The organism is Luteibacter sp. HA06, assembly GCF_054061215.1.
The window spans coordinates 4281973-4301672 of the sequence record NZ_JBSSDZ010000001.1 but is presented as its reverse complement, the minus strand read 5'-3'; the positions used below and the strand labels follow the sequence as shown (position 1 = coordinate 4301672).

Genomic DNA, 19700 nt, shown 5'->3' with positions numbered 1-19700 from the left:
CGAATGCCTCCCCCCCTGACACCCGCGCAGGCGCCGGTGGTCTGTATCGTCGACGACGACGCGGCCGTTCGCGAAGCCCTGGATTCGCTCTTCCGCTCGGTGGGCCTCAACGTGGCTGTGTTTGGCAGCGCCGCCGATTTCCTCGCCCGCGAGAATGCCAATGCGCCCGGCTGCCTGGTGCTGGATGTCCGGCTGCCCGGCGTGAATGGCCTCGATTTCCAGACCCAGCTGGCGGCCATGGACCACCATCTTCCGATCGTCTTCATGACCGGGCACGGTGACATTCCCATGTCGGTGCGGGCGATGAAGGCGGGGGCGCTCGACTTTCTTTCCAAGCCGTTCCGCGACCAGGACATGCTGGACGCGGTGAGCATGGCAATCGAGCGCGACGCCGCTGGCCGCCGCGATGCCGACGCCATCGGCGCATTGCGTGTCGCCTATGCCTCGCTCACCCCCCGCGAGCGGGAAGTGATGCACCACGTGACCGCCGGCCTGATGAACAAGCAGGTGGGCGGACTGCTCGGCCTTTCCGAGATCACCGTGAAGATCCACCGCGGCAATGTCATGCGCAAGATGGCAGCCCGCTCCCTGGCCGAGCTGGTGCGCCAGGCCGAGGCCCTCGCCGCCCATTCGTGAACGCACCAAGAGTGTGCAGACCGCACACCTCCGTATGATTCCCATTGCCGGACGGGGGGCGCACTGTACGCCCTGCACGATGGTGCTGGATGAGGACGACAGCTTGGCCGCGAACAGGATTGTGGCGATCGTTGACGACGATGATGCGGTGCGTCTGGCAACCGCCAGCCTCGTGCGGTCGCTGGGACATGAAGTGCGAGGCTTCGCGTCTGCCGAAGATTTCCTCCGCCCCGGCGGCGACGAAGGCGTGGATTGCCTTGTCACCGACGTCCACATGCCCGGCATCGACGGAACCGACCTGCAGCGTCGCCTGATCGAACGCGGGCGTACGTATCCCATCGTTTTCGTCTCCGGGTTCCTCGATGAGGCCATCCGCGACAGCGTCATGGCGGCAGGGGCCTTCTGCTACCTCGGCAAGCCGTTCCAGGGCGATACCCTGGTCACCTGCCTCGAGCGCGCGTTGTCTGCAGGGGGCAGCAGTGTGGGAACCGGCTATGCCGGCGATGGGTCGCGGTAACCTGGCTATCGCCGCTGAAGCGGCTCCCACATGAGGCGGCGATGGGGTAGAGCGGTCACGGACATCCGGTTACGCTCGGCGGCATGACACTTATCCTGTTCCTCGTCCTGCTCCTCATTGCCATCGCACTGCTCTGGCGCCGGCGGCCTCGCGCTGCATCTGTGTGGCTGCTGCTCGGCGTTGCCTGGCTGTTCTTCGCCGGGTGCGGACCGCTTACCGGTACCCTGCTGGGCAACCTGCAATCCGGCTTCGCGCCGGATGTCTCGCGTTGGGGCCAGCGCAACGTGATCATCCTGCTGGGTGCGGGCACCGTGCGCAGCGGGGCGGGGGCGATCGAGCCGAGTCTGTATGCGAACGGGCGCATCCTGCGGGCCGCCGAACTCTATCGCTCATGCAAGGCCACCGGCGCCGACTGCAAGGTGGAAGTCAGCGGTGGTGACGCGATGAAGCTCAAGAAGGCAGAAGCGGATGTGTACGCCATTTCGCTGGATCGCCTCGGCGTGCCGCATACCGACCTGATCCTCGAAGCGCAGAGCATGAACACCTTCCAGAATGCGCAATTCAGCAAGCCGCTGCTGATGAGCTATGGCGCGGACAAGGTCGTGCTGGTCTCATCCGCCGTGCACCTCAAGCGTGCCGTGCTGTACTTCTCGCACTTCGCGATCCAAGGTGAGCCCGTGCGCGGCGACTACGTGACCGCCCGCTACGACTGGCTGCCGGGCTCGGACAATCTTTCGTACGCAGACTTCGCCATTCACGAGTATGTCGGCATCGCCCGGTACCATTTTTACAACGCGATGGGCTGGAACGTGCCGAAGATTCCTGAAGAAAGCGTGACCACGCAGACACATACGTAACAATTGCCGCTTTATGCTGCCTCACCGTCCAACACGGACAGCGAACCCCAGGAGATGCCCGTGAAGTCTCGTTACATCCTTGCCGCACTGCTCGCCACCGCCGCCGTCGCGCCGGGCGCCGTCTTCGCCCAGCAGGCCGCGCCTGCCGACCAGTCCGCTCCAGCCGCCAACCCGGCCTCGCAGATTCCCGCCGCGGACAAGCAGGCCATCCAGAACTACAACCTCAACGACGACGTGTTCAGCCGTATCGTCAAGGTCTCGCAGGAAGCGAAGAAAGAAGGCATCAAGCCGAAGGACGCCAAGACCGATTTCTCGAAGATCCACTCGCTCGACGACCTCGCGGCACAGGTGACCGCAGCAGACCCACGCATCGAACCGCTGATCAAGAAGTACGGTTTCACGCCGCGTGAGTTCCTCCTGGCCAACCTCGCCGTGACCAATGCCGCCATTGCGTCGGAAGCCAAGAACAACCCGCAGATGGCTGCCTATGTCGACCAGTCCAAGGTCAACCAGAAGAACGTGGCTTTCTATGAAGCCCACAAGGCGCAGATCAACGCCCTGATGAACGAAGACGCCACCGGTAATTGATCCAGGCAGGAGCCGGTTAATGTGGGAGCCGGCTATGCCGGCGATACGCCACAATGAAAAGGGCGAGCCCTTCCGGTCCCGCCCTTTTTTTATCGACTTAATCCAGGGGCTGGAGGGCCCAGGAACTTAGTTCGTACCGTGCAGCGCGTGCTTGAGATCGCGCATCTGGTCGTGGCCGCTCTTCACCGAAACATAAGCCTCGTTGATCAGCGAACGCGTACCAGCGGTGACGTCAGTATCCTTCAGGGCGTCTTCGTACTTCGCCTTGATATGATCTTCGCCGCGCTCGACTTCGTCGACGATGGCGGTGTCGTCCTTCGAGCTCATCTTGGCGCGCAGTTCAACGAACATGCGGTGTGCCTTGGCGAGTACGGTGCCGTCGTCTTCCGGCGTACCGCCGAGCGAGCTGACCTGCTGCTGCAGGCGCTGGGCAACCTGGCGACGCTCGGCAGCGCGGCTCTGGAACGACGCGGCATAACGGGTGTTGTCGGCGTCTTTCGCCGCCTCGCCATAGCCTTCGGCGCTGTCGATCGTGGTCTCGATGAGGCCGTTGAGAACCTTGATGTCGTGGTCGGTGCTGGTCATGGGTGGTGGCTCCTTGGGTGACTCACGATGAGTCGTTCGGGGAGGACAAGCTTCGCTGCGCAGGTGTACATGGATTCGTGAAATAGGCGTCGCGCGCATCAACACATGCGGGGCACTGTTCATGGTCCTACGGTGCATACTCGCTCTTCACGACACACACGGAATACCGTTCATGGCATCGAATCGTCGTCGCGCACTCGTCACAGGTGCTTCCGCCGGCATCGGCGAAGCCTTCGCCCGGGAGCTGGCCCGCCGCGGCCATGACCTCGTCCTCACAGCGCGTCGCGCGGACCGTCTCGAAGCGCTCGCGACGGAGCTGCGCGATCGTCATGGCATCGAGGCCATCGTCGCGCCACTCGATCTTTCCCGAACGGACGGCGTCGAAGCGCTGGTCGGCGCGCTCGAAGCGCAGGGGCTGACGATCGACGTGCTGATCAATAATGCGGGCTACGGGGTTACCGGGTACCTCGAAGAGCAGCCGTGGGAGACGCACGCCGCTTTCATCCAGGTGCTGATGACCGCGCCGACCGAGCTCGCTTACCGGCTCATTCCCGGCATGAAAGCCCGCGGTTACGGCCGCATCGTCAATGTCGCTTCCCTGGCAGGCCACGTGCCGGGTTCAGCGGGACACACGCTGTATGCGGCGTCCAAGGCCTACCTGATCAAGTTTTCGCAGTCGCTGGCGCTGGAAGGCAAGGCCACCGGCGTCCACACCACGGCGGTCTGCCCGGGCTTCACCTATTCGGAATTCCACGACGTCACCGGATCCCGGGATCTGGTGTCGAAGATGCCCCGCTTCATGTGGATGGACGCACCTACTGTGGCGCGGCAGGGCATGGACGCCGTGGAAGCCGGCAAGGCGGTCTACGTCAATGGCGCCGTAAACCAGGCGATCAAAGCCATGTTCAAGCTGCTGCCTGACACCCTGGCCCTGAAAATGATCGAAAGGCAGGGCAAAAGGTACCGCTCAGGCCCGCAATCCGGCTGACCGGCGGTGGGCGTTCCTGTGGGTGTTCCTATGGATGCCAGTGGATGTTCCAGTGGATGTTCCTGTGGGAGCCGCTTCAGCGGCGATCCCGCGGCAGCGGGCCAGCTTTTCGCAAGCACCCAATCGCCGCTGAAGCGGCTCCCACAAGGGCTGCCGCAGGAGCTCCCACAATGAGGTGGTGCCGCGAGCCGCCTTCGCGACGACCCCACCCGTGACCTCTGGCATAGGCCGCCAGCCGCGCCGGGGGCTAGCCTCGTCCGGTTTGCGGCGCTTTCCGCGCCGCGTTGCCGTCACGGGGACCATTGATGTCGATCAAACGTAATGCGGCGCTTTCCGGCGCCGTCCTTCTGGGCCTGATCGGGGCCTCCGCCTCGGCGCAGACCGTCACCACAGACGATTACCGCCGCGCGGATTCGTTCCTCGCCACGAACACGGCGCCGCTGGTCGACCATTCGGTCTCCCGCGTCACGTGGGTCGACGATGGCCATTTCTGGTATCGCGACCACGACAAGGAAGGCGACCAGTTCATTACGGTCGACGCCTCGACCGGCCAGGCGACGCGCGCTTTCGATCGCGACAAGGTCGCGGCGGCGCTGTCGGCTTCCACGGGCAAGAAGGTCGACGCGACCAAGCTGCCGGTGACCGCGTTCACGGTGCGTCCGGATGGCACCCTCGACATCACCTCGCACGGCAAGCACTACCTCTGCGACAAGGCCGCCGACAAGTGCGACCTGGCTGCCGTGAAGAAAGATGCCCAAGGCAAGGCCTACGGCGAAGAGCCGGGTCTGGCCTCGCCGGACGGCAAGTCCGAAGCCTTCGTGCGCGACTGGAATCTCTGGGTGCGCGACGTGGCCAGCGGCGCGGAAACGCAGCTGACCACCAATGGCGTCAAGGACTACGGCTACGCCACCGACAACGCCGGCTGGAAGCACACCGACGAAGCCATCGGCGTGTGGTCGCCGGACTCGTCGAAGTTCGCGACCTTCCAGCAGGACCAGCGCAAGACGGGTGAGATGACCCTGGTCAGCACCAACGTCGGGCACCCCAAGGTCGATACCTGGAAGTACCCGCTGCCGGGCGACAAAGACGTCACCATGATCGAGCGCGTCGTGATCGACGTGCCGACGAAGAAGACCGTGCGTTTCAAGATGCCGGCCGATCAGCATCGCTCGACGATCTGCGACGACGTGTCGTGCAGCCCGGGTCTGTGGGACGACGTGCATTGGGCCGCCGACGGCAAGACCATCGCCTTCGTCTCCACCTCGCGTGACCACAAGCAGGAATGGTTCCGCGTGGCGAATCCCGAGACGGGTGACGTGCGCGAGGTCTTCGGCGAGAAAGCGAAGACCTACTTCGAAAGCGGCAACGAAATGGTCAACTGGCAGTACGTGCCCGAGACCGACGAGGTGATCTGGTTCTCCGAGCGGAGCAACTGGGGCCACCTCTACATGTACAGCCTGAAGACCGGCAAGCTCGAGCACGCCATCACCTCCGGTGACTGGAACGTCACCCAGGTGCTGCACATCGACGCGAAGACCAAAACGATCTGGTTCCGTGGCGTGGGCCGTGAGAAGGGCGTCGATCCGTATTACCAGTCGTTCTACAAGGTGGGTTTCGACGGCAAGGGCCTGACCCTGCTCACCCCGGAAAAGATGGACCATTCGGTCTCGATGTCGAAGGACGGCACGTATTTCTTCGATGCCTACTCGACCATCGATACGCCGCCGGTCGCCGTGGTCCGCCGCGCCGATACCGGTGCGACGGTGAAAGAAATCGCCCATGGCGATATCTCGCGGCTGAAGGCAACGGGCTGGATTCCGCCCACCGCGTTCACGGTGAAGGCGCGTGACGGCAAGACGGACCTCTACGGCCAGATGTTCAAGCCGACCAGGTTCGACCCGTCGAAGAAGTACCCGCTCGTCGTCTACATCTATCCGGGCCCGCAGGTCGGTTCGGTACGTTCGCGCAGCTTCGTGGCATCGCACGGCGACAACCAGTCGCTGGCAGAGCTCGGCTTCGTGGTGATCGCCGTCGACGGCATGGGCACGCCGCTTCGCTCGAAGGCCTTCCACGACGCGTACTTCGAAAACATCGGCGACAACACGCTGCCCGACCAGGTGGCAGCCGTGAAGGAGCTGACGAAGAAGTACAGCTGGCTCGACGCGGACAAGGTCGGTATCTGGGGTCACTCCGGCGGCGGCAACGCCACGGCCACCGCGATGTTCCGCTATGCGGACACCTTCAAGGTAGGCATCTCCGAGTCGGGCAACCACGATAACCGTAACTACGAAGACGACTGGGCCGAGAAGTGGCAGGGCCTGCTGGTCACCGACAAGGACGGCAAGTCCAACTACGACGACCAGGCCAACCAGAAGTGGGCCGCCGGCCTGAAGGGCCACCTGATGATCGCCCACGGCACCTTCGACGATAACGTGCCGCCGTACGAGTCGCTGCTCGTCGTCGACGCGCTGATCAAGGCGAACAAGGACTTCGACCTGGTGATGATCCCGAATGCCCACCACGGCTACGGTGCCGCGACGACGTACATGACGCGTCGCCGCTGGGATTACTTCGTGCGTTACCTCGCCGGCGGCACGCCGCCGAAGGAATACCAGCTCACGCCGATGACGCCGCCTGGCGGTTGATTGGGTTTGCTCGTTGGTGAATGACGAAGGCCCCGCTGTGAAGCGGGGCCTTTTTTTGTTTGCACAGCTTTGTGTGGAAGCCTTTGTGTGGGAGCCGCTTCAGCGGCGATGGGCGCTAGCGACTACGCCGCAAAAGGCACAAACCGCATCGCCACGGCATTCATGCAGTAGCGCAACCCGGTCGGGTCCGGACCATCGTCGAACACGTGGCCAAGGTGGGCGTCGCAGCGCGCACACTTCACCTCGGTGCGTTCCTCGATCAGGCTGCGATCCGTCGCTGATGCGAGGTTCCGCTTCGAGATCGGCTGGTAGAAACTCGGCCAGCCCGTGCCGGACTCGAACTTCGTCGCCGAGTCATACAGCGCCGTATCGCAACAGATGCAGCGGTACAGTCCATTGTCGCGGGTCTCGTAAACCATGCCGCCGCTGCCGGGAGCTTCGGTGCCGGCCTCGCGGGTAACGTAGTAGGACTTCGAGCTCAACTTCTCCTTCCACTGCTCCTCGGTCATGACGACGCGAGGCAGGGAACGGGTGTCGATCAGCTTCTTGTTGGCGCCGAACTCATCCAGCGTGACGTTGCCCGTCTTTGCCGGGCGCGGCGCGTCGGCGGCCATGGCGGGGCGCATGCCGCGGAGGATGAAGGGCAGGGAGATCGACGCGACCGCGGTCGCGGCGAAGACACCCAGGAAGCGGCGGCGGTCGGGATCGTTGCTGCGCATGGAGCCTCCGTAAACAGGGAAGGGCGCGAGATCGCGCCCTTCCACAAAGACCGGGGTTCCGGCCGAAGCCTTACAGCCGGCTCAGTCGTTGACCCAGTGGCACTCGCGATGGGTCTCGTAAGTGGCATTGTTGTTCTGGTGCGCCTTCTGGACCTGGTTGCCCACGACGCCGCCGGCAACGGCGCCGCCGACGGTTGCTACCGTCTTGCCCTTGCCGTGGCCGACCTGGTTGCCAAGGAGGCCGCCGGCGACGGCGCCGATGGCCGTACCGGCCACGCGGTGGTCATCGCTGGAGTTGATCTGCTTGGTCTCCACGTCACGGCACACCTGGTGCTGGCTGCGGTGCTCCTGGGCCTGGGCCGTGGGAGCAGACACGGCGACGCCGGTGGCAAGTACGAACGCCGCAGCGGCGAGCAGATGGGTCTTCATGGCAGGTCCTCCTTTTCGGTGGCCTTCAGGGATACCGCCGCTCCCGTGACGGGTGGGTCAACTGGCGGCCTTTCGGTCGATTTGGTCGACATGGCGTATGGCCGCGGTTTAATTGGCGTGCCACGAGCCTCCGCCACGGCCTCGGTCAGCTCCGCCCCGAGCAGCAGGATCAGGGCCGAGTAGTAGACCCAGACCAGAAGCACCACCACGCCGCCAGCCGGGCCGTATGGGCCGCCGACGTTGCTGCGCTCAAGGTAGATGCCGATGGCGTACTTGCCGATGACGAAGAGCAGGGCGGTGAGGCTGGCGCCGATGATGGCGTCGCGCCATTCAATGACCGCGTCCGGCAGGACCTTATAGATGGCGCCAAAAATCAGCACGAACACACCGAACGAAATCACCATCTCCAGCACGTTCCAGCCCGTCGTGCCGCCGCGGACGAAGACGGCGATCATCGCGCTGGCCGAAAACGAGATGACCAGGAGGAAGGCCAGCGAGAGAAGCAGGCCCAAGGCGTGCAGCCGCGCGCGCAGCCAGCCCAGAATTGCGTGGCTGGCCTTGCCTGGGCGGGGCTGCAGGCTCCAGACACGATTGAGGGCGCCCTGGAGCTGGGCGAAGACAGCCGAGGCACCGATAAGGGTCACGCCCAGGCCGATGATGCCGGCCATGCTGCCGACGCTGGGCTTCTGCTTGGCGTTCTCGATCACCAGGCGTACGGCCTCGGAGGCCCGCTCGCCGACGAGGCCGTTGAGGCTGTCAATCAGCTGGGCCTGCCATTCGGGGCGTAGTGAGGCGACAACCCACAGAAGGAGCACCAGCAGGGGCGCGAAGGACAGCGCCGAATAGAAGGCCAGGGCGGCGGCCCGGGTCATCAGTTCGTCGTCGCTGAAGCCCTTGGCCGTGGTCCGGACAACGGTCATGCCCAGTTTGAGCCGTGAATCCACGTGTGATCTCCCTTATTCGCCAGCGGGCCCAGCTTCGCGGGCGATGCGCGAAGAGCGCGTGGATGGCGCCGATGTCCGCCTCTGTGGGAGCCGATTCATCGGCGATTGGGTGCTAGCCGAAATCTGGCCCGCTGCCGCGGGATCGCCGATGAATCGGCTCCCAAAAGGGCTGCTCAGTCCCACAAGGGCTGCTCAGTCTCTGGAGGGCTGCTCAGTCCCTGGAGGTGGTTTCTGCTCGGAATATTCAGGCGCTTTGCATGCGCGCAATGGCGTTAACGATCCCCTCAGCGCCCTTCACCTCGATCACCCGCTCGTTCACGGCGAAATCTGTGTCGGTCTCGTAGGACCAGGTGCTGTGGTACGGCATGTACACGCCCCACCCACCCAGTTCGACCACGGGCGCGATGTCCGAGCGCAGCGAGTTGCCGACCATGGCGAAGCGATCCGGCGTGACGTCGAACTCGCGGAACAGGCGCGCATAAGCAGCCGGATCCTTCTCGGAGACGATTTCGATGCGATGGAAGACGTCGGCGAGGCCGCAGCGGGCGACCTTGTATTCCTGATGGAAGAGGTCGCCCTTGGTGATCAGGACCACACGATGGTCGCGGGCGACGGCTTCGACCGCTTCGCGGATGCCCGGCAGCAGTTCAACCGGGTGCGCAAGCACGTCCTTGCCCAGACGCACGATGCGGTGGATGTCCTGCGCTTCTACCCGGCCTTCGGTGAGTTCGATAGCCGATTCGATCATCGACAGTGTCATGCCCTTCGCGCCGTAGCCGAACAGCTTGATGTTTCCTCGCTCGGTGTTGAGCAGTGCTTCGCGAAGGCCGTCGCGTTCGAGATCGATATAGCGACCGAGGATGGCCTCGAACGTATCCTGTGCACGATCGTAGAACTCCTGGCTATGCCAGAGCGTGTCGTCGCCGTCGAAACCGACCAGGTCGATCATGGGTGCAAGATCCGGGTTTTGGCAGTGGCGTAGGATAGCGCGAGTACCTATCGCCGATTCATCGGCGATGCTTCTACCAGACAACGAGAGAACACCATGCCCGGCTACGAATTCACCGACATCGCCTGCCCCTACTGCGGCGAAACCATCGAGGTCGCCGTCGATACCTCAGGCGGTAGCCAGACGTACATCGAGGATTGCCAGGTGTGTTGCCGGCCGATAGTGATGCGCCTGGTGGTCGACGAGGGTGATGAGAGTTTTGATTTGACGGGGTCGGCTGAGAATGACGGGTGATCGGGTAGAGCATCGCCGCTGAAGCGGCTCCCACACAAAGCCAGCAGCCTTGCAGAAAGCGGCCTGCTTCGTGTGGGAGCCGCTTCAGCGGCGAATGGAAAACATGGTCCGGATTCATCCGGACAACCGAAAAAAAAAAGAGGCCCGGGTTTCCCCGAGCCTCTCTCAATACAAGCCTGAGCTTTTCTTCTTTAGAACGCGACGCTGGTCTTCAGGCCGAGAACGAACGCGTTGTTGCGGTCGCTGCTGCCACCCGGATCCTGGATGTACTGGAGGTTCGGGCGGATCGCGATCGAGGGAATCGGCGACCAGCTGTAGAACACTTCAGACACGCGCTCGTAGCCACGGTTGATGATGGTGTTCGAGCCTGTGATCTCGTTGATCAGGCGCTGGTTCTTCGCAGCGTAACCGCTGGCGTACGAACCACCGAATGCGGCGCCGATGAAGTCGTTCGGGCGACCGAAGATGCCCTTGTACTCCATGCCGAGCGCGAACTGGTTGTTCGTGGCCGAGGTAGCGTGATCGGCGGACGTGACATTCACGAACACCGTCGCGCCTTCGCCGCCAGCCGTACCCGTGACCTGCTGCGAGAACGTGATCCACGCACCCTTGCGACCGTCGTGCTGCAGGGCGGTGTTGCCGGTGAGAGCGATCGGCTCGTGGTTCACGTCGAGGTAAAGATCGTTACCCTTCGACGTGTTGTACCAGACGCCTGCACGGTACGAACCCGGCAGACCGTTGACGGTCGGCTTCCAGCCGAACTCCAGCGGAATCAGCGCGCCGGTCGTGCCGCTCGGGAAGCCGGGCTTCAGACCGTTGTGGACGGCGTACGAGTCGTCGGCGTACTTGGGGTTGACCTGGTAGCCAGCGATCTGCACCCAGGTATTTTCCGTCGTCGCATACTTCACGACCGCGGCCCACTGGCTGGTCGGCCAGTTGATCCAGTAGTCGCCCACGATGTTACCCGGCTGGGCACCGCAGAACGTCAGGTTCTGGAAGTCGCAAGAGAACTGGTTCACGTCTTCGCCAACCGGCAGACGACCGAGCTTCAGGGTCAGGCGATCGTCGAAGAACTTCTGCTCGAGAGCGAAGATCGTCAGATGCCAGGTCTGGCCGCGGCCGTAGACTTCCTGAATGAGCTGGTTGTTGCCGATGTTCGCGTCGGCGCCGAGATTGCGACCGTTACGGTCGGTGACGACCACGGTGAACTTCGCACCCTGCCAACCCCAGAGCTTCTGCAGATCGAACGAGGCGCCGAGCTTCCACTGGTCGGTGTAGCGAGTGATCTCGCGGTCACCACCGGAGTAGTTGTGCGCGAGCTCAGAGCCGTAGCCCAGATCGAACGTGACGCCTTCATCGGCAAGACGCGAGCGCGTGCCGCCCCAGTCGCCGAAGAGGTACTTGCTGGTCGACATGTCGCTGAAGTCAGACTTCATCGTGTCGTCTGCGTGAGCGGCGGTAGCGCCGAGGCCGAGGCAGGCGAGCATCAGACCGGCGAGGGGGCGCTTGGAAAACTTATTGAGCATTACCCTTCTCCCTGAAGAAAAATTAAGCTTTTTCGTACTTGGCTTTTGATTATTTAAGTTGCAACGCACAATACTCCCCGTGCGATCAACCGCCGCATTCTAGTGTTTTTGTCGTACTAATGTGTGGGCATTGCGAATTCAGCGCCAGCGCTTTCATCGTGGTTCAGCCAACGCTGTGTAACGGCCTTCTGTTTTGTGTAAAAACGCACGGATTCAGGGCCGTGTGCGTGGTGGTCGCCCATGAGGCTCTTTTTCCAACCACCAAAACTATGGAAGGCCATTGGCACGGGAATAGGCACGTTCACACCAATCATTCCAACCTGAACGCGATGCGCAAATTCTCGCGCTATTTGTCCATCGCGCGTGAAGATGGCCGTGCCATTACCATATTCATGTTCATCGACCAGCTTCAATGCGCTGGCGAAATCGGGCACGCGAACAACGCAAAGCACCGGTCCGAAAATCTCTTCCTTATAAATGCGCATGGCCGGAGTGACGCGATCGAACAGCGTGCCGCCGACGAAGAAACCCTGCTCGCAACCGGCGACCTGGTAGCCGCGGCCGTCGACGACCAGCTCGGCGCCCGAGGTCACACCGTCGTCGATATAGCCGGTGATGCGGTCCTTGTGGATCCCGGTGACGACGGGACCCATCTCCACCGTTTCGTCCAGGCCGTTGCCGATGCGCAGCGCCTTCACGCGCGGCGCGAGCTTCGCGACGAGGGCATCCGCCGTGGCTTCACCGACGGCGACGGCGACGGAAATCGCCATGCAGCGTTCACCGGCGGCGCCATAGCCGGCACCAATGAGCGCGTCGGCGGTCTTGTCCAGATCGGCATCCGGCATGATCACCATGTGGTTCTTCGCGCCGCCGAGCGCCTGCACGCGCTTGCCCTGCGAGGTGCCGCGCGCATAGATGTACTCGGCGATCGGTGTGGAGCCGACGAAGCTCACCGCGCGCACGAGTTCGTGATCGAGCAGCGCGTCGACTGCGGTCTTGTCGCCATTGACCACGTTGAAGACGCCGTCAGGCAGGCCAGCTTCCTTCAGGAGCTTGGCAAGCTCCAGGGCGAGCGAGGGATCGCGTTCGGACGGCTTCAGCACGAAGGTGTTACCGCAGGCGATGGCCATGGGGAACATCCACATGGGCACCATGGCCGGGAAGTTGAACGGCGTGATGCCCACGCAGACGCCGATGGCCTGGCGCATGGTCCATGCATCGATGCCGTTGGCGATCTGCTCGGTGTACTCACCTTTAAGCAGCTCGGGGATACCGCACGCGTATTCGACCACTTCGAGGCCGCGCACGACTTCACCCTTCGCGTCGGATAGCACCTTGCCGTGCTCGGCCACGATGATGCGCGAGAGGCGATCCATGTCGCGCTCGATCAGTTCCTTGAGCTTGAACATCACACGCGCGCGCTTCAGCGGCGGCAGCTGCGACCAGGCGGGGAAGGCGGCGTGGGCCGCGCGTACGGCGTGATCGACGTCGGCGACGGAAGCGAGATCCACTTCGGAGGCGACGACGCCGCGCGCCGGATCATAGACGGGCGACGAACCGGATGGCGTGCCGGTGTACGGCTTGCCGCCGATGAAATGACCGATGCGGGGGAGGGTGTTGCTGGAGGGCTGGGCGGACATGACGTGGTTACTCCGATCGGCGTCTAGCGCGCGATCATCCATTCGTGGGCGGGATCGTTGCGGAAATGCCACTCGCGGCGGGGACCGGCCATGACATTGAGGTAATAGCCGCGGTAGCCGTGGGGCATCACGACAGGGTGATAACCACGCGGCACCATGACGACATCGTGGTCGCCGACGGCCATCGATTCATCGATGTCGCGGTCGTCGGTGTACACGCGCTGGAAGGCGAAGCCCTGCGGCGGGTCGATGCGGTGGTAATAGGTTTCCTCGAGCACGCTTTCTTCCGGCAGTGCATCGGTATCGTGTTTGTGCGGCGGATAACTGGAGGAGTGGCCGGCGGGCGTGAGGACTTCGACCACGAGCAGCGATTCAGCCTGCTCGCTTTCCGGCAACACGTCGCACACGTAGCGTGTGTTGGCTCCGGTGCCGCGAACGGAGCGCTTCATCGATCCGGGTTCGATCAGGCGAACGTCGAGGCGGCCGCTGGCTGGCGCGGAGGCGATGGCGAGCTCGGCGTCCGTTTGCGCGGTGACTTTGTAGACAGACGAGGGTGGGGCATAGATGGCATGCGTGGAACGGTCTTCGAAGACGCTCTCGCGACCACCCAGGCCTTTCCAGTCGTGACCACCGACGGCGACATCCACCGTACCGGTGAGTATCACCAGGCAGCCCTCGCGATCCGAAGGCAGGGTGATCTCGGTGGTCTCGCCCGCGGCGAGACGACGCGCCTCGAAACCGACGTGCTTCCACTGCGCGGATTCCGGCGTGACGCGAACGATGGCCTCGCCCTTGGCGGCGGCCTTGACCAGCAGGCTCATGCGACCTCCCGCACCGGCACGCCGTCGAGCAGCGAGCGCAGCGTGTTGTAGCCCTTCTCGGCGAATTCGAAGCTGGGCGCGACCGAAGGATCCTGTTCGGCTTCGACGACCAGCCAGCCCTTGTAGCCGTGGCTCTTCAGCCGGTCGATGATGCCGGCGAAATCGATGCATCCATCGCCAGGCACGGTGAAGGCGCCATTGAGCACGGATTCGAGGAAGGTCCAGTGACGGTTGCGCGCCATGCGCACCACGCCGGGACGTACATCCTTGCAATGGACGTGGCAGATCCGGTCGATGTGCTTGTTCAGCACGGTCAGCGGGTCGCCACCACCGAAATACGTATGACCGCTGTCGAACAGCAGGCCGACATCCTCGCCGGTGTGTGCCATGAGCTGGTCGACATCGTCCGGCGATTCGACATACGCACCCATGTGGTGGTGGTAGGCCAGGCGTACGCCGCGCGACAACGTGAACTTCGCGAACTCGGTGAGGTTGTCACCGTAGCGCTTCCAGGCGTCTGCCGTGCGGAAGCGCGGACGTTTATAGAGCGGATGCGGCTCGCCCTGGATCGCGTCGGCGACTTCGCCGTAGACCATGACCTTGCAGCCGTTCTCCGCGAGCTTGTGCAAATGGTCTTCCACGGCGACGATCTCTTCCTTCGCCGAACGCGCGGCGACGCGGCCGCTGTACCAGCCGGAGACCACGTCGAGGCCATAGCCCGCCATCAGCTCGCGCAGGGCGGCAGGGTCCTTCGGGAATTTGTTGCCGAGCTCGAAGCCCTCGTAACCGATGGCCTTGCCTTCGCTAAGCGCGGTCGAGAGCGGTGTCTCGCCACCGAGCGACGGAAGGTCCTCGTTGCTCCAGGAGATCGGATTGATGCCGATGCGGATGGGATCGTTCTTCATGCTGGCGTGTTCCTGGCCTTGCGGCCCACGGTGGCGGATTCATAGCCCGCGCGCGCGTCGCGCACGGCTTCCCGCGTGGAAACTTCCGGCACCGCCACTTCCCACCATACGCCGCCTTCTTCGGTCGTGCGCGTGTGGTCGGTATCGATGCTGATGAGATAGGTGCGGTCGGCGTCGCGGGCCCGCTCCATGGCGGCTTCGAGCCCGGCGATGTCGGCAACGTGCTCGGCGATCGCACCCAGCGAGCGGGCGTGGGCGGCGAAGTCGATCATCGGCATGCCATGCCGGCCCTGCACGCAGTCGTCGAACATGTTGTTGAACGGTGCGCTGCCGGTGGCCTGCTGCAGGCGATTGATGCAGCCGTAACCGCGGTTGTCGAGCAGCACGATGATGAGCTTGGCATCCAGCATCACTGAGGTGGCGATCTCGGAGTTCATCATCAGGTAGCTGCCGTCGCCAACCATGACGATGACTTCGCGCTCGGGCGCCGCCATCTTGGCGCCGAGGCCGCCTGCGATCTCGTAACCCATGCACGAGTAGCCGTATTCCATGTGGTAGCCGCCCGGGGTCTCCGTGCGCCACAGCTTCTCGAGTTCGGCAGGGAGGGTGCCGGCGGCGCAGAGCACGATGTCGTTGATCGTGGACTGCGACGAGGAACGCTGTACGGCACCGATCACTTCGCCGTCGTAGGGCAGGCGCCCGGGAGGTGCGCTGCGCTGTTCGGTGATACGCGATACGACGTGCACCCACTCACTGGCGGCGTCGCGCGCGCGGCTGGTCCATGCGTCGGGGGCGGCCCAGTCTTCGAGACCGAAGCTGAGGTCGTCGAGGACCTGGCGAGCGTCGCCGATCACTTCGAGACCTTCACCCTTCAATGCGTCGAAGGCGTTCACATTCACCGAGAGAATCGGCACGTGGGCGAACAGCGCATTCGACCCCGTGGTGAAATCCTGCAGGCGCGTGCCGACCGCGATGATAAGGTCGGCGTCGCGGAGCAGGGCATTCGCCGAGGATGAACCGGACACACCCGCCGGCCCGAGGTGCAGCGGATGATTCCAGGGCAGGGCGCCCTTGCCGGCCTGCGTTTCGCATACCGGTACGCCGTGCTTGTCGGCGAAGTCGAGCAAGGCAAGCGATGCCTTAGCGTAGAGGACACCACCGCCGGCGATGATCACCGGGCGCTCCGACGCCTCGATGGCGTCGAGTGCGTACATCAACTCGTCGTCCGTCGGCTGCGGCGCGCGGAACACGATTTCCCGCGGCTCGAAGAACGAGATCGGGAAATCCCAGGCTTCGGCCTGCACGTCCTGGGGGAGGGCAAGGGTCACCGGACCGCAGAGCGCGGAATCGGTCAATGCGCGGATCGCACGCGGCAGGGCGACGAGAAGCTGTTCCGGCCGAACGATGCGGTCGAAGTAACGCGAGACTGGCCGCAGCGTGTCGTTGACCGAGACGGTGCCGTCAGAGAAGTCCTCGAGCTGTTGCAGGACCGGGTCCGGCGCGCGGGACACGAAGATGTCCCCCGGAAGCAGCAATACCGGCAAGCGGTTCACATGGGCGAGCGCCGCAGCGGTGACGAGGTTGGTGGCACCGGGACCGATGGAGGTCGTCACGGCCATCATGCGACGACGCATGTTCGTCTTCGCATAAGCGATGGCGGCGTGCGCCATGGCCTGTTCATTGTGGGCGCGGTAGGTCGGCAGTCGGTCCCGGGCTTCGTACAGCGCTTCGCCGATGCCGGCAACGTTGCCGTGGCCGAAGATGGCGAAAACGCCGCCGAACAACGGCGCCGATTCGTCGGAATCCGCATCGCGGCCGCGCAGGGCGGCCAGGTAGCGGATCAGTGCCTGGGCAGTGGTTAGGCGGATGGTCGCACTCATGCGGCGGCGCCTTCCTTCACGCGCTGGTCCGGCGTGCGCCGTCCGTCACGCCATAGGGCGATCATCCGCTCGAACGCCGCGCGGGCCTGGGCGACGAGGGTGGCGTCGTCGATGCTGCCGGCGAGCCACGCCGAGGCCGGCTCGATGAACAGCGTGCGGCCGACCGCAAAGCCGCGGACGGTCTTGCTGTCGGCGGCATCGGCAAACCCGGCTGCAAGCGTTTCCACCGGCGCGTTCAGGCCGAGCAGGAGCACGCCACGGCAGTACGGATCACGTTCGTGGATCAGGGCGTCGATCGCGCCCCAGGCCTCGCGGCGCGGCGGGCAGAGTTTCCACCAGTCCGGACGGATGCCGAGGTTGTAGATGCGCTTCATCGAGCGGAGCACCAGCTCGTCGCGATGCGCGCCATCCTTGCAGCCGGGCGGAATCACCTCCAGCAGCAACTCGTGGCCGCTGACTTTCGCGGCGTCATACAGGGCCAGCAACTGCGTTTCCTGCTCCACGCGATGCATGGGCTCTGCATTCGGGTCGAAAGCGACCAGGCACTTGATGACGTGCTCCTTCGGCCAGCTCACCAGCTGCGTACCGATGGAACGGCCACGCTCGAATTCCAGCGGATTGGAGCCGGGCACTTCGACCGGCCGGCCGATCCACCAACCCCGGCCACTGGCCGAGTTAAGTGCATCCTGGCCGTAGCGGTCGTCGGCGAGCAGGCCGATATGGCCATGCAGCTGGCCGGCACGCTCGGTGGCGGCCACGGCCTCCACGAGCAGTTCCTTGAGTCGCGGAATCTTCGCCTCGTCGCCGCCGACATCGCGGCTGAGTTCGAAGAACGGCGTGCGGTGGTCGAAGGCGAACACGTAGAGATCGTCCCAGTGCTTGCGCGGCACCGAGGTGCGATGCAGGTGGGAGAGCTCCTTGTCCAGGTCCGGGCGCGGAATACCACCTTCGCGGGCGAGGAAGGCATCCAGTTCGGCGCGGCTGGGCATGGCGGGTGCGCAGCCGTGGCGCGAGACGACGATGGCGCCGCAGGCGTTGGCGAAGGCACAGGAGCGTTCGACGGTTTCGCCGCTCAGCCAACCCGTGAGGAAACCGGAGAGGAAGGCATCGCCGGCACCGAGCACATTGAGGACTTCGACGCGGCTGCCACGATACGTCGGCGCCTCGTCGATATTCGAAGGAATGATTCCTTCGATAACGCTGCATCCGATCGCGCCGCGCTTGACCACCAGCGTCGCCGCCGTGATGCCGCGGACGGCACGCAGGGCGGCCATGAGGTCTTCGCTGCCGCCGGCGATATGGAACTCTTCCTCGGTGCCGACGATGAGGTCGAAGCCGGGAAGAATCGCCTGCAGGTGACGGGTGACGTGGTCGGCGGCGACGAAGCGCTGCTCGCCTTCACCGCGGCCGGTCAAGCCCCAGAGCACGGGGCGGTAGTCGATGTCGAGCACGGTGCGGACATCGTGCTTGCGCGCCAGTTCGATCGCACGCGAGCTGGCCGCATGCACGCCCGGCTCGGAGAAGTGCGTGCCGGTGATGGCGAGCGCGCGACAGGTAGCGATGAAGGCTTCATCGATGTCGTCGGCGGTCAGCGCCATGTCGGCGCAGTTTTCCCGGTAGAAAAGCAGCGGGAAGGTCTCGCGATCCTTGATGCCGAGGATGGCCAGCGCGGTCAGGCGTTCGTGGTCGATACGAATCTGGCTGACGTCGCTGCCTTCGGCGGGCGAGCGTCTCGGTAAGGAAGCGACCCATATGATCGTCGCCGACGCGGGCGAGCATGGCCGAATGCATGCCCAGCCGCGCTGTGCCGAAGGCGACGTTGGCCGAGGAGCCGCCGAGGTACTTGGCGAAGCTGGTCACGTCTTCAAGACGGGCGCCGATCTGCTGGGCGTAGAGATCCACCGCGAGCCGGCCGAGGCAGGCAACGTCGATGGGGCGGGAGGAGGAACGGGGCAGGGGGCTTCGCATAAGGGTTCCGTGATCAGGCCGCGTTGCGGCCTTCCAGTTCGTCGACCAGGCTCTGGATCTCCGTGCCGCCGGCCATCATGTCGAGCACGGCTTCCTTGGTGATGTCCTTCTTGGAGAAGGTGCCCATGGACTGGCCGCGGTTGAGCAGCGTGAAGCTGTCGGCGATCGGGTAGGCGTGGTGCACGTTATGGGTGATGAAGATCACCGAGATGCCGCGTTCGCGCGCCTGGTGGATCAGCTTCAGCACGTTGCACGACTGCTTCACGCCGAGCGCGGCCGTGGGCTCGTCGAGGATAAGCACCTTGGCGCCGAAGTGAATGGCGCGGGCGATCGCGAGGCACTGGCGCTCGCCGCCGGACATCGTGCCCACCGGCTGGCTGGCATCACGCACGCGGATGCCCATTTCGCTCAGCTTGTCGCGCGCGGTCTCGTTGGCGTAGTTCATGTCGATGACGGGAATGACACCGAACAGCATCTTCCGCGGTTCGCGACCGGCGAAGAAATTGCGCGCCACGCTCATCAGGGGAACCAGTGCGAGATCCTGGTAGACCGTGGCGATACCGCGGTCGAGGGCTTCGCGCGGCGAGTTGAAGCGGACTTCCTGCCCGTCCACGCGGTAGGAGCCCGAGCTCGGCTGGTGTACGCCGGCCAGGGTCTTGATCAGGGTGGACTTGCCCGCGCCGTTGTCGCCGAGGAGGCAATGCACTTCGCCGCGCTTGAGGCGCAGGGTGACACCCTGCAGCGCAATGACGGTACCGAAGAACTTGCTGACGTCGTCGAGTTCGAGGATGTAATCGTCGGCCATGGTG

The 19700-nt window shown here is 64.1% G+C and carries 20 protein-coding genes; 7 read left to right on the top strand and 13 right to left on the bottom strand.

Annotated features, from left to right (window positions below; all coding sequences use genetic code 11):
* Positions 1 to 3: 3 nt before the first annotated feature.
* The 4 genes from ACVWWJ_RS19920 (at position 4) to ACVWWJ_RS19905 (ending at position 2598) form a co-directional block, all read left to right on the top strand.
* Complete coding sequence (locus tag ACVWWJ_RS19920) at positions 4 to 636, top strand: response regulator transcription factor (protein ID WP_456969745.1); 633 nt, start codon at positions 4 to 6, stop codon at positions 634 to 636.
* Positions 637 to 739: 103 nt separating this feature from the next.
* The gene (locus ACVWWJ_RS19915; protein ID WP_456969197.1) at positions 740 to 1153 is read left to right on the top strand and encodes a response regulator transcription factor; all 414 of its coding nucleotides are present in this window, start codon (positions 740 to 742) and stop codon (positions 1151 to 1153) included.
* Positions 1154 to 1236: 83 nt separating this feature from the next.
* Positions 1237 to 2010: a YdcF family protein gene (locus ACVWWJ_RS19910; protein ID WP_456969196.1), complete on the top strand. Its 774-nt coding sequence runs from the start codon at positions 1237 to 1239 to the stop codon at positions 2008 to 2010.
* A 60-nt stretch (positions 2011 to 2070) separates the two neighbouring features.
* Positions 2071 to 2598 carry a hypothetical protein gene (locus ACVWWJ_RS19905; RefSeq protein WP_456969195.1) on the top strand — a complete coding sequence of 176 codons (528 nt, stop codon included), beginning with the start codon at positions 2071 to 2073 and terminating at the stop codon, positions 2596 to 2598.
* 126 nt (positions 2599 to 2724) lie between these two features.
* Here ACVWWJ_RS19905 and ACVWWJ_RS19900 read toward each other — a convergent pair whose 3' ends face one another.
* Positions 2725 to 3183, bottom strand: coding sequence for a PA2169 family four-helix-bundle protein (locus tag ACVWWJ_RS19900; protein ID WP_159891753.1), 459 nt, complete (start codon positions 3181 to 3183; stop codon positions 2725 to 2727).
* A gap of 172 nt (positions 3184 to 3355) precedes the next feature.
* On the opposite strand from ACVWWJ_RS19900, the gene ACVWWJ_RS19895 reads away from it, so the two are divergent.
* The gene (locus ACVWWJ_RS19895) at positions 3356 to 4171 is read left to right on the top strand and encodes an SDR family NAD(P)-dependent oxidoreductase (protein ID WP_456969194.1); all 816 of its coding nucleotides are present in this window, start codon (positions 3356 to 3358) and stop codon (positions 4169 to 4171) included.
* Between the two features lie 305 nt (positions 4172 to 4476).
* On the top strand, positions 4477 to 6816 hold the full coding sequence (locus tag ACVWWJ_RS19890) for a DPP IV N-terminal domain-containing protein (RefSeq protein ID WP_456969193.1): 2340 nt from the start codon (positions 4477 to 4479) through the stop codon (positions 6814 to 6816).
* Between the two features lie 122 nt (positions 6817 to 6938).
* Here the strand turns inward: ACVWWJ_RS19890 and msrB are convergent, their stop codons facing one another.
* From msrB to ACVWWJ_RS19870, 4 genes are all read right to left on the bottom strand, one after another.
* Complete coding sequence (msrB, locus tag ACVWWJ_RS19885) at positions 6939 to 7535, bottom strand: peptide-methionine (R)-S-oxide reductase MsrB (RefSeq protein ID WP_456969192.1); 597 nt, start codon at positions 7533 to 7535, stop codon at positions 6939 to 6941.
* Positions 7536 to 7616: 81 nt separating this feature from the next.
* Positions 7617 to 7964, bottom strand: coding sequence for a glycine zipper 2TM domain-containing protein (locus ACVWWJ_RS19880; protein WP_159891747.1), 348 nt, complete (start codon positions 7962 to 7964; stop codon positions 7617 to 7619).
* The gene (locus ACVWWJ_RS19875; protein ID WP_456969191.1) at positions 7961 to 8908 is read right to left on the bottom strand and encodes a YihY/virulence factor BrkB family protein; all 948 of its coding nucleotides are present in this window, start codon (positions 8906 to 8908) and stop codon (positions 7961 to 7963) included. The genes ACVWWJ_RS19880 and ACVWWJ_RS19875 overlap by 4 nt, the downstream gene beginning before the upstream one ends.
* Positions 8909 to 9152: 244 nt before the next feature.
* Positions 9153 to 9857 (bottom strand): HAD family hydrolase, encoded by a 705-nt coding sequence (locus tag ACVWWJ_RS19870; protein ID WP_456969190.1) that lies wholly within the window; start codon positions 9855 to 9857, stop codon positions 9153 to 9155.
* A gap of 96 nt (positions 9858 to 9953) precedes the next feature.
* Here ACVWWJ_RS19870 and ACVWWJ_RS19865 point away from each other — a divergent pair, with 96 nt between their 5' ends.
* A complete protein-coding gene (locus ACVWWJ_RS19865; protein WP_456969189.1) occupies positions 9954 to 10151 on the top strand; it encodes a CPXCG motif-containing cysteine-rich protein in 198 nt (65 codons plus the stop codon).
* 191 nt (positions 10152 to 10342) lie between these two features.
* Here the strand turns inward: ACVWWJ_RS19865 and ACVWWJ_RS19860 are convergent, their stop codons facing one another.
* The 8 genes from ACVWWJ_RS19860 to ACVWWJ_RS19825 all read right to left on the bottom strand — a co-directional run bounded on the left by ACVWWJ_RS19860 (position 10343) and on the right by ACVWWJ_RS19825 (position 19696).
* Complete coding sequence (locus ACVWWJ_RS19860) at positions 10343 to 11677, bottom strand: carbohydrate porin (RefSeq protein ID WP_159891739.1); 1335 nt, start codon at positions 11675 to 11677, stop codon at positions 10343 to 10345.
* A gap of 116 nt (positions 11678 to 11793) precedes the next feature.
* Complete coding sequence (locus ACVWWJ_RS19855; protein ID WP_159891737.1) at positions 11794 to 13317, bottom strand: CoA-acylating methylmalonate-semialdehyde dehydrogenase; 1524 nt, start codon at positions 13315 to 13317, stop codon at positions 11794 to 11796.
* Between the two features lie 23 nt (positions 13318 to 13340).
* Positions 13341 to 14138 carry a 5-deoxy-glucuronate isomerase gene (gene iolB / locus ACVWWJ_RS19850; RefSeq protein WP_159891735.1) on the bottom strand — a complete coding sequence of 266 codons (798 nt, stop codon included), beginning with the start codon at positions 14136 to 14138 and terminating at the stop codon, positions 13341 to 13343.
* A complete protein-coding gene (gene iolE / locus ACVWWJ_RS19845; RefSeq protein ID WP_456969188.1) occupies positions 14135 to 15043 on the bottom strand; it encodes a myo-inosose-2 dehydratase in 909 nt (302 codons plus the stop codon). The genes iolB and iolE overlap by 4 nt, the downstream gene beginning before the upstream one ends.
* Positions 15040 to 16923, bottom strand: a complete 1884-nt coding sequence (gene iolD, locus ACVWWJ_RS19840; protein WP_456969187.1) for a 3D-(3,5/4)-trihydroxycyclohexane-1,2-dione acylhydrolase (decyclizing) — start codon at positions 16921 to 16923, stop codon at positions 15040 to 15042. The genes iolE and iolD overlap by 4 nt, the downstream gene beginning before the upstream one ends.
* On the bottom strand, positions 16920 to 18584 hold the full coding sequence (locus tag ACVWWJ_RS19835; RefSeq protein WP_456969744.1) for a bifunctional 5-dehydro-2-deoxygluconokinase/5-dehydro-2-deoxyphosphogluconate aldolase: 1665 nt from the start codon (positions 18582 to 18584) through the stop codon (positions 16920 to 16922). The genes iolD and ACVWWJ_RS19835 overlap by 4 nt, the downstream gene beginning before the upstream one ends.
* Complete coding sequence (locus tag ACVWWJ_RS19830; protein WP_456969185.1) at positions 18493 to 18891, bottom strand: PfkB family carbohydrate kinase; 399 nt, start codon at positions 18889 to 18891, stop codon at positions 18493 to 18495. The genes ACVWWJ_RS19835 and ACVWWJ_RS19830 overlap by 92 nt, the downstream gene beginning before the upstream one ends.
* A 13-nt stretch (positions 18892 to 18904) precedes the next feature.
* A complete protein-coding gene (locus ACVWWJ_RS19825; RefSeq protein ID WP_159891727.1) occupies positions 18905 to 19696 on the bottom strand; it encodes an ATP-binding cassette domain-containing protein in 792 nt (263 codons plus the stop codon).
* Between the last annotated feature and the right edge of the window lie 4 nt (positions 19697 to 19700).

Coding starts and splice junctions, on each gene's coding strand:
- ACVWWJ_RS19920 (WP_456969745.1), top strand. CDS start 4: ATGCCTCCCCCCCTGACACCCGCGCAGGCGCCGGTGGTCTGTATCGTC.
- ACVWWJ_RS19910 (WP_456969196.1), top strand. CDS start 1,237: ATGACACTTATCCTGTTCCTCGTCCTGCTCCTCATTGCCATCGCACTG.
- ACVWWJ_RS19900 (WP_159891753.1), bottom strand. CDS start 3,183: ATGACCAGCACCGACCACGACATCAAGGTTCTCAACGGCCTCATCGAG.
- ACVWWJ_RS19895 (WP_456969194.1), top strand. CDS start 3,356: ATGGCATCGAATCGTCGTCGCGCACTCGTCACAGGTGCTTCCGCCGGC.
- ACVWWJ_RS19890 (WP_456969193.1), top strand. CDS start 4,477: ATGTCGATCAAACGTAATGCGGCGCTTTCCGGCGCCGTCCTTCTGGGC.
- msrB (WP_456969192.1), bottom strand. CDS start 7,535: ATGCGCAGCAACGATCCCGACCGCCGCCGCTTCCTGGGTGTCTTCGCC.
- ACVWWJ_RS19880 (WP_159891747.1), bottom strand. CDS start 7,964: ATGAAGACCCATCTGCTCGCCGCTGCGGCGTTCGTACTTGCCACCGGC.
- ACVWWJ_RS19870 (WP_456969190.1), bottom strand. CDS start 9,857: ATGATCGACCTGGTCGGTTTCGACGGCGACGACACGCTCTGGCATAGC.
- ACVWWJ_RS19865 (WP_456969189.1), top strand. CDS start 9,954: ATGCCCGGCTACGAATTCACCGACATCGCCTGCCCCTACTGCGGCGAA.
- ACVWWJ_RS19860 (WP_159891739.1), bottom strand. CDS start 11,677: ATGCTCAATAAGTTTTCCAAGCGCCCCCTCGCCGGTCTGATGCTCGCC.
- ACVWWJ_RS19855 (WP_159891737.1), bottom strand. CDS start 13,317: ATGTCCGCCCAGCCCTCCAGCAACACCCTCCCCCGCATCGGTCATTTC.
- iolB (WP_159891735.1), bottom strand. CDS start 14,138: ATGAGCCTGCTGGTCAAGGCCGCCGCCAAGGGCGAGGCCATCGTTCGC.
- iolE (WP_456969188.1), bottom strand. CDS start 15,043: ATGAAGAACGATCCCATCCGCATCGGCATCAATCCGATCTCCTGGAGC.
- iolD (WP_456969187.1), bottom strand. CDS start 16,923: ATGAGTGCGACCATCCGCCTAACCACTGCCCAGGCACTGATCCGCTAC.
- ACVWWJ_RS19830 (WP_456969185.1), bottom strand. CDS start 18,891: ATGCGAAGCCCCCTGCCCCGTTCCTCCTCCCGCCCCATCGACGTTGCC.
- ACVWWJ_RS19825 (WP_159891727.1), bottom strand. CDS start 19,696: ATGGCCGACGATTACATCCTCGAACTCGACGACGTCAGCAAGTTCTTC.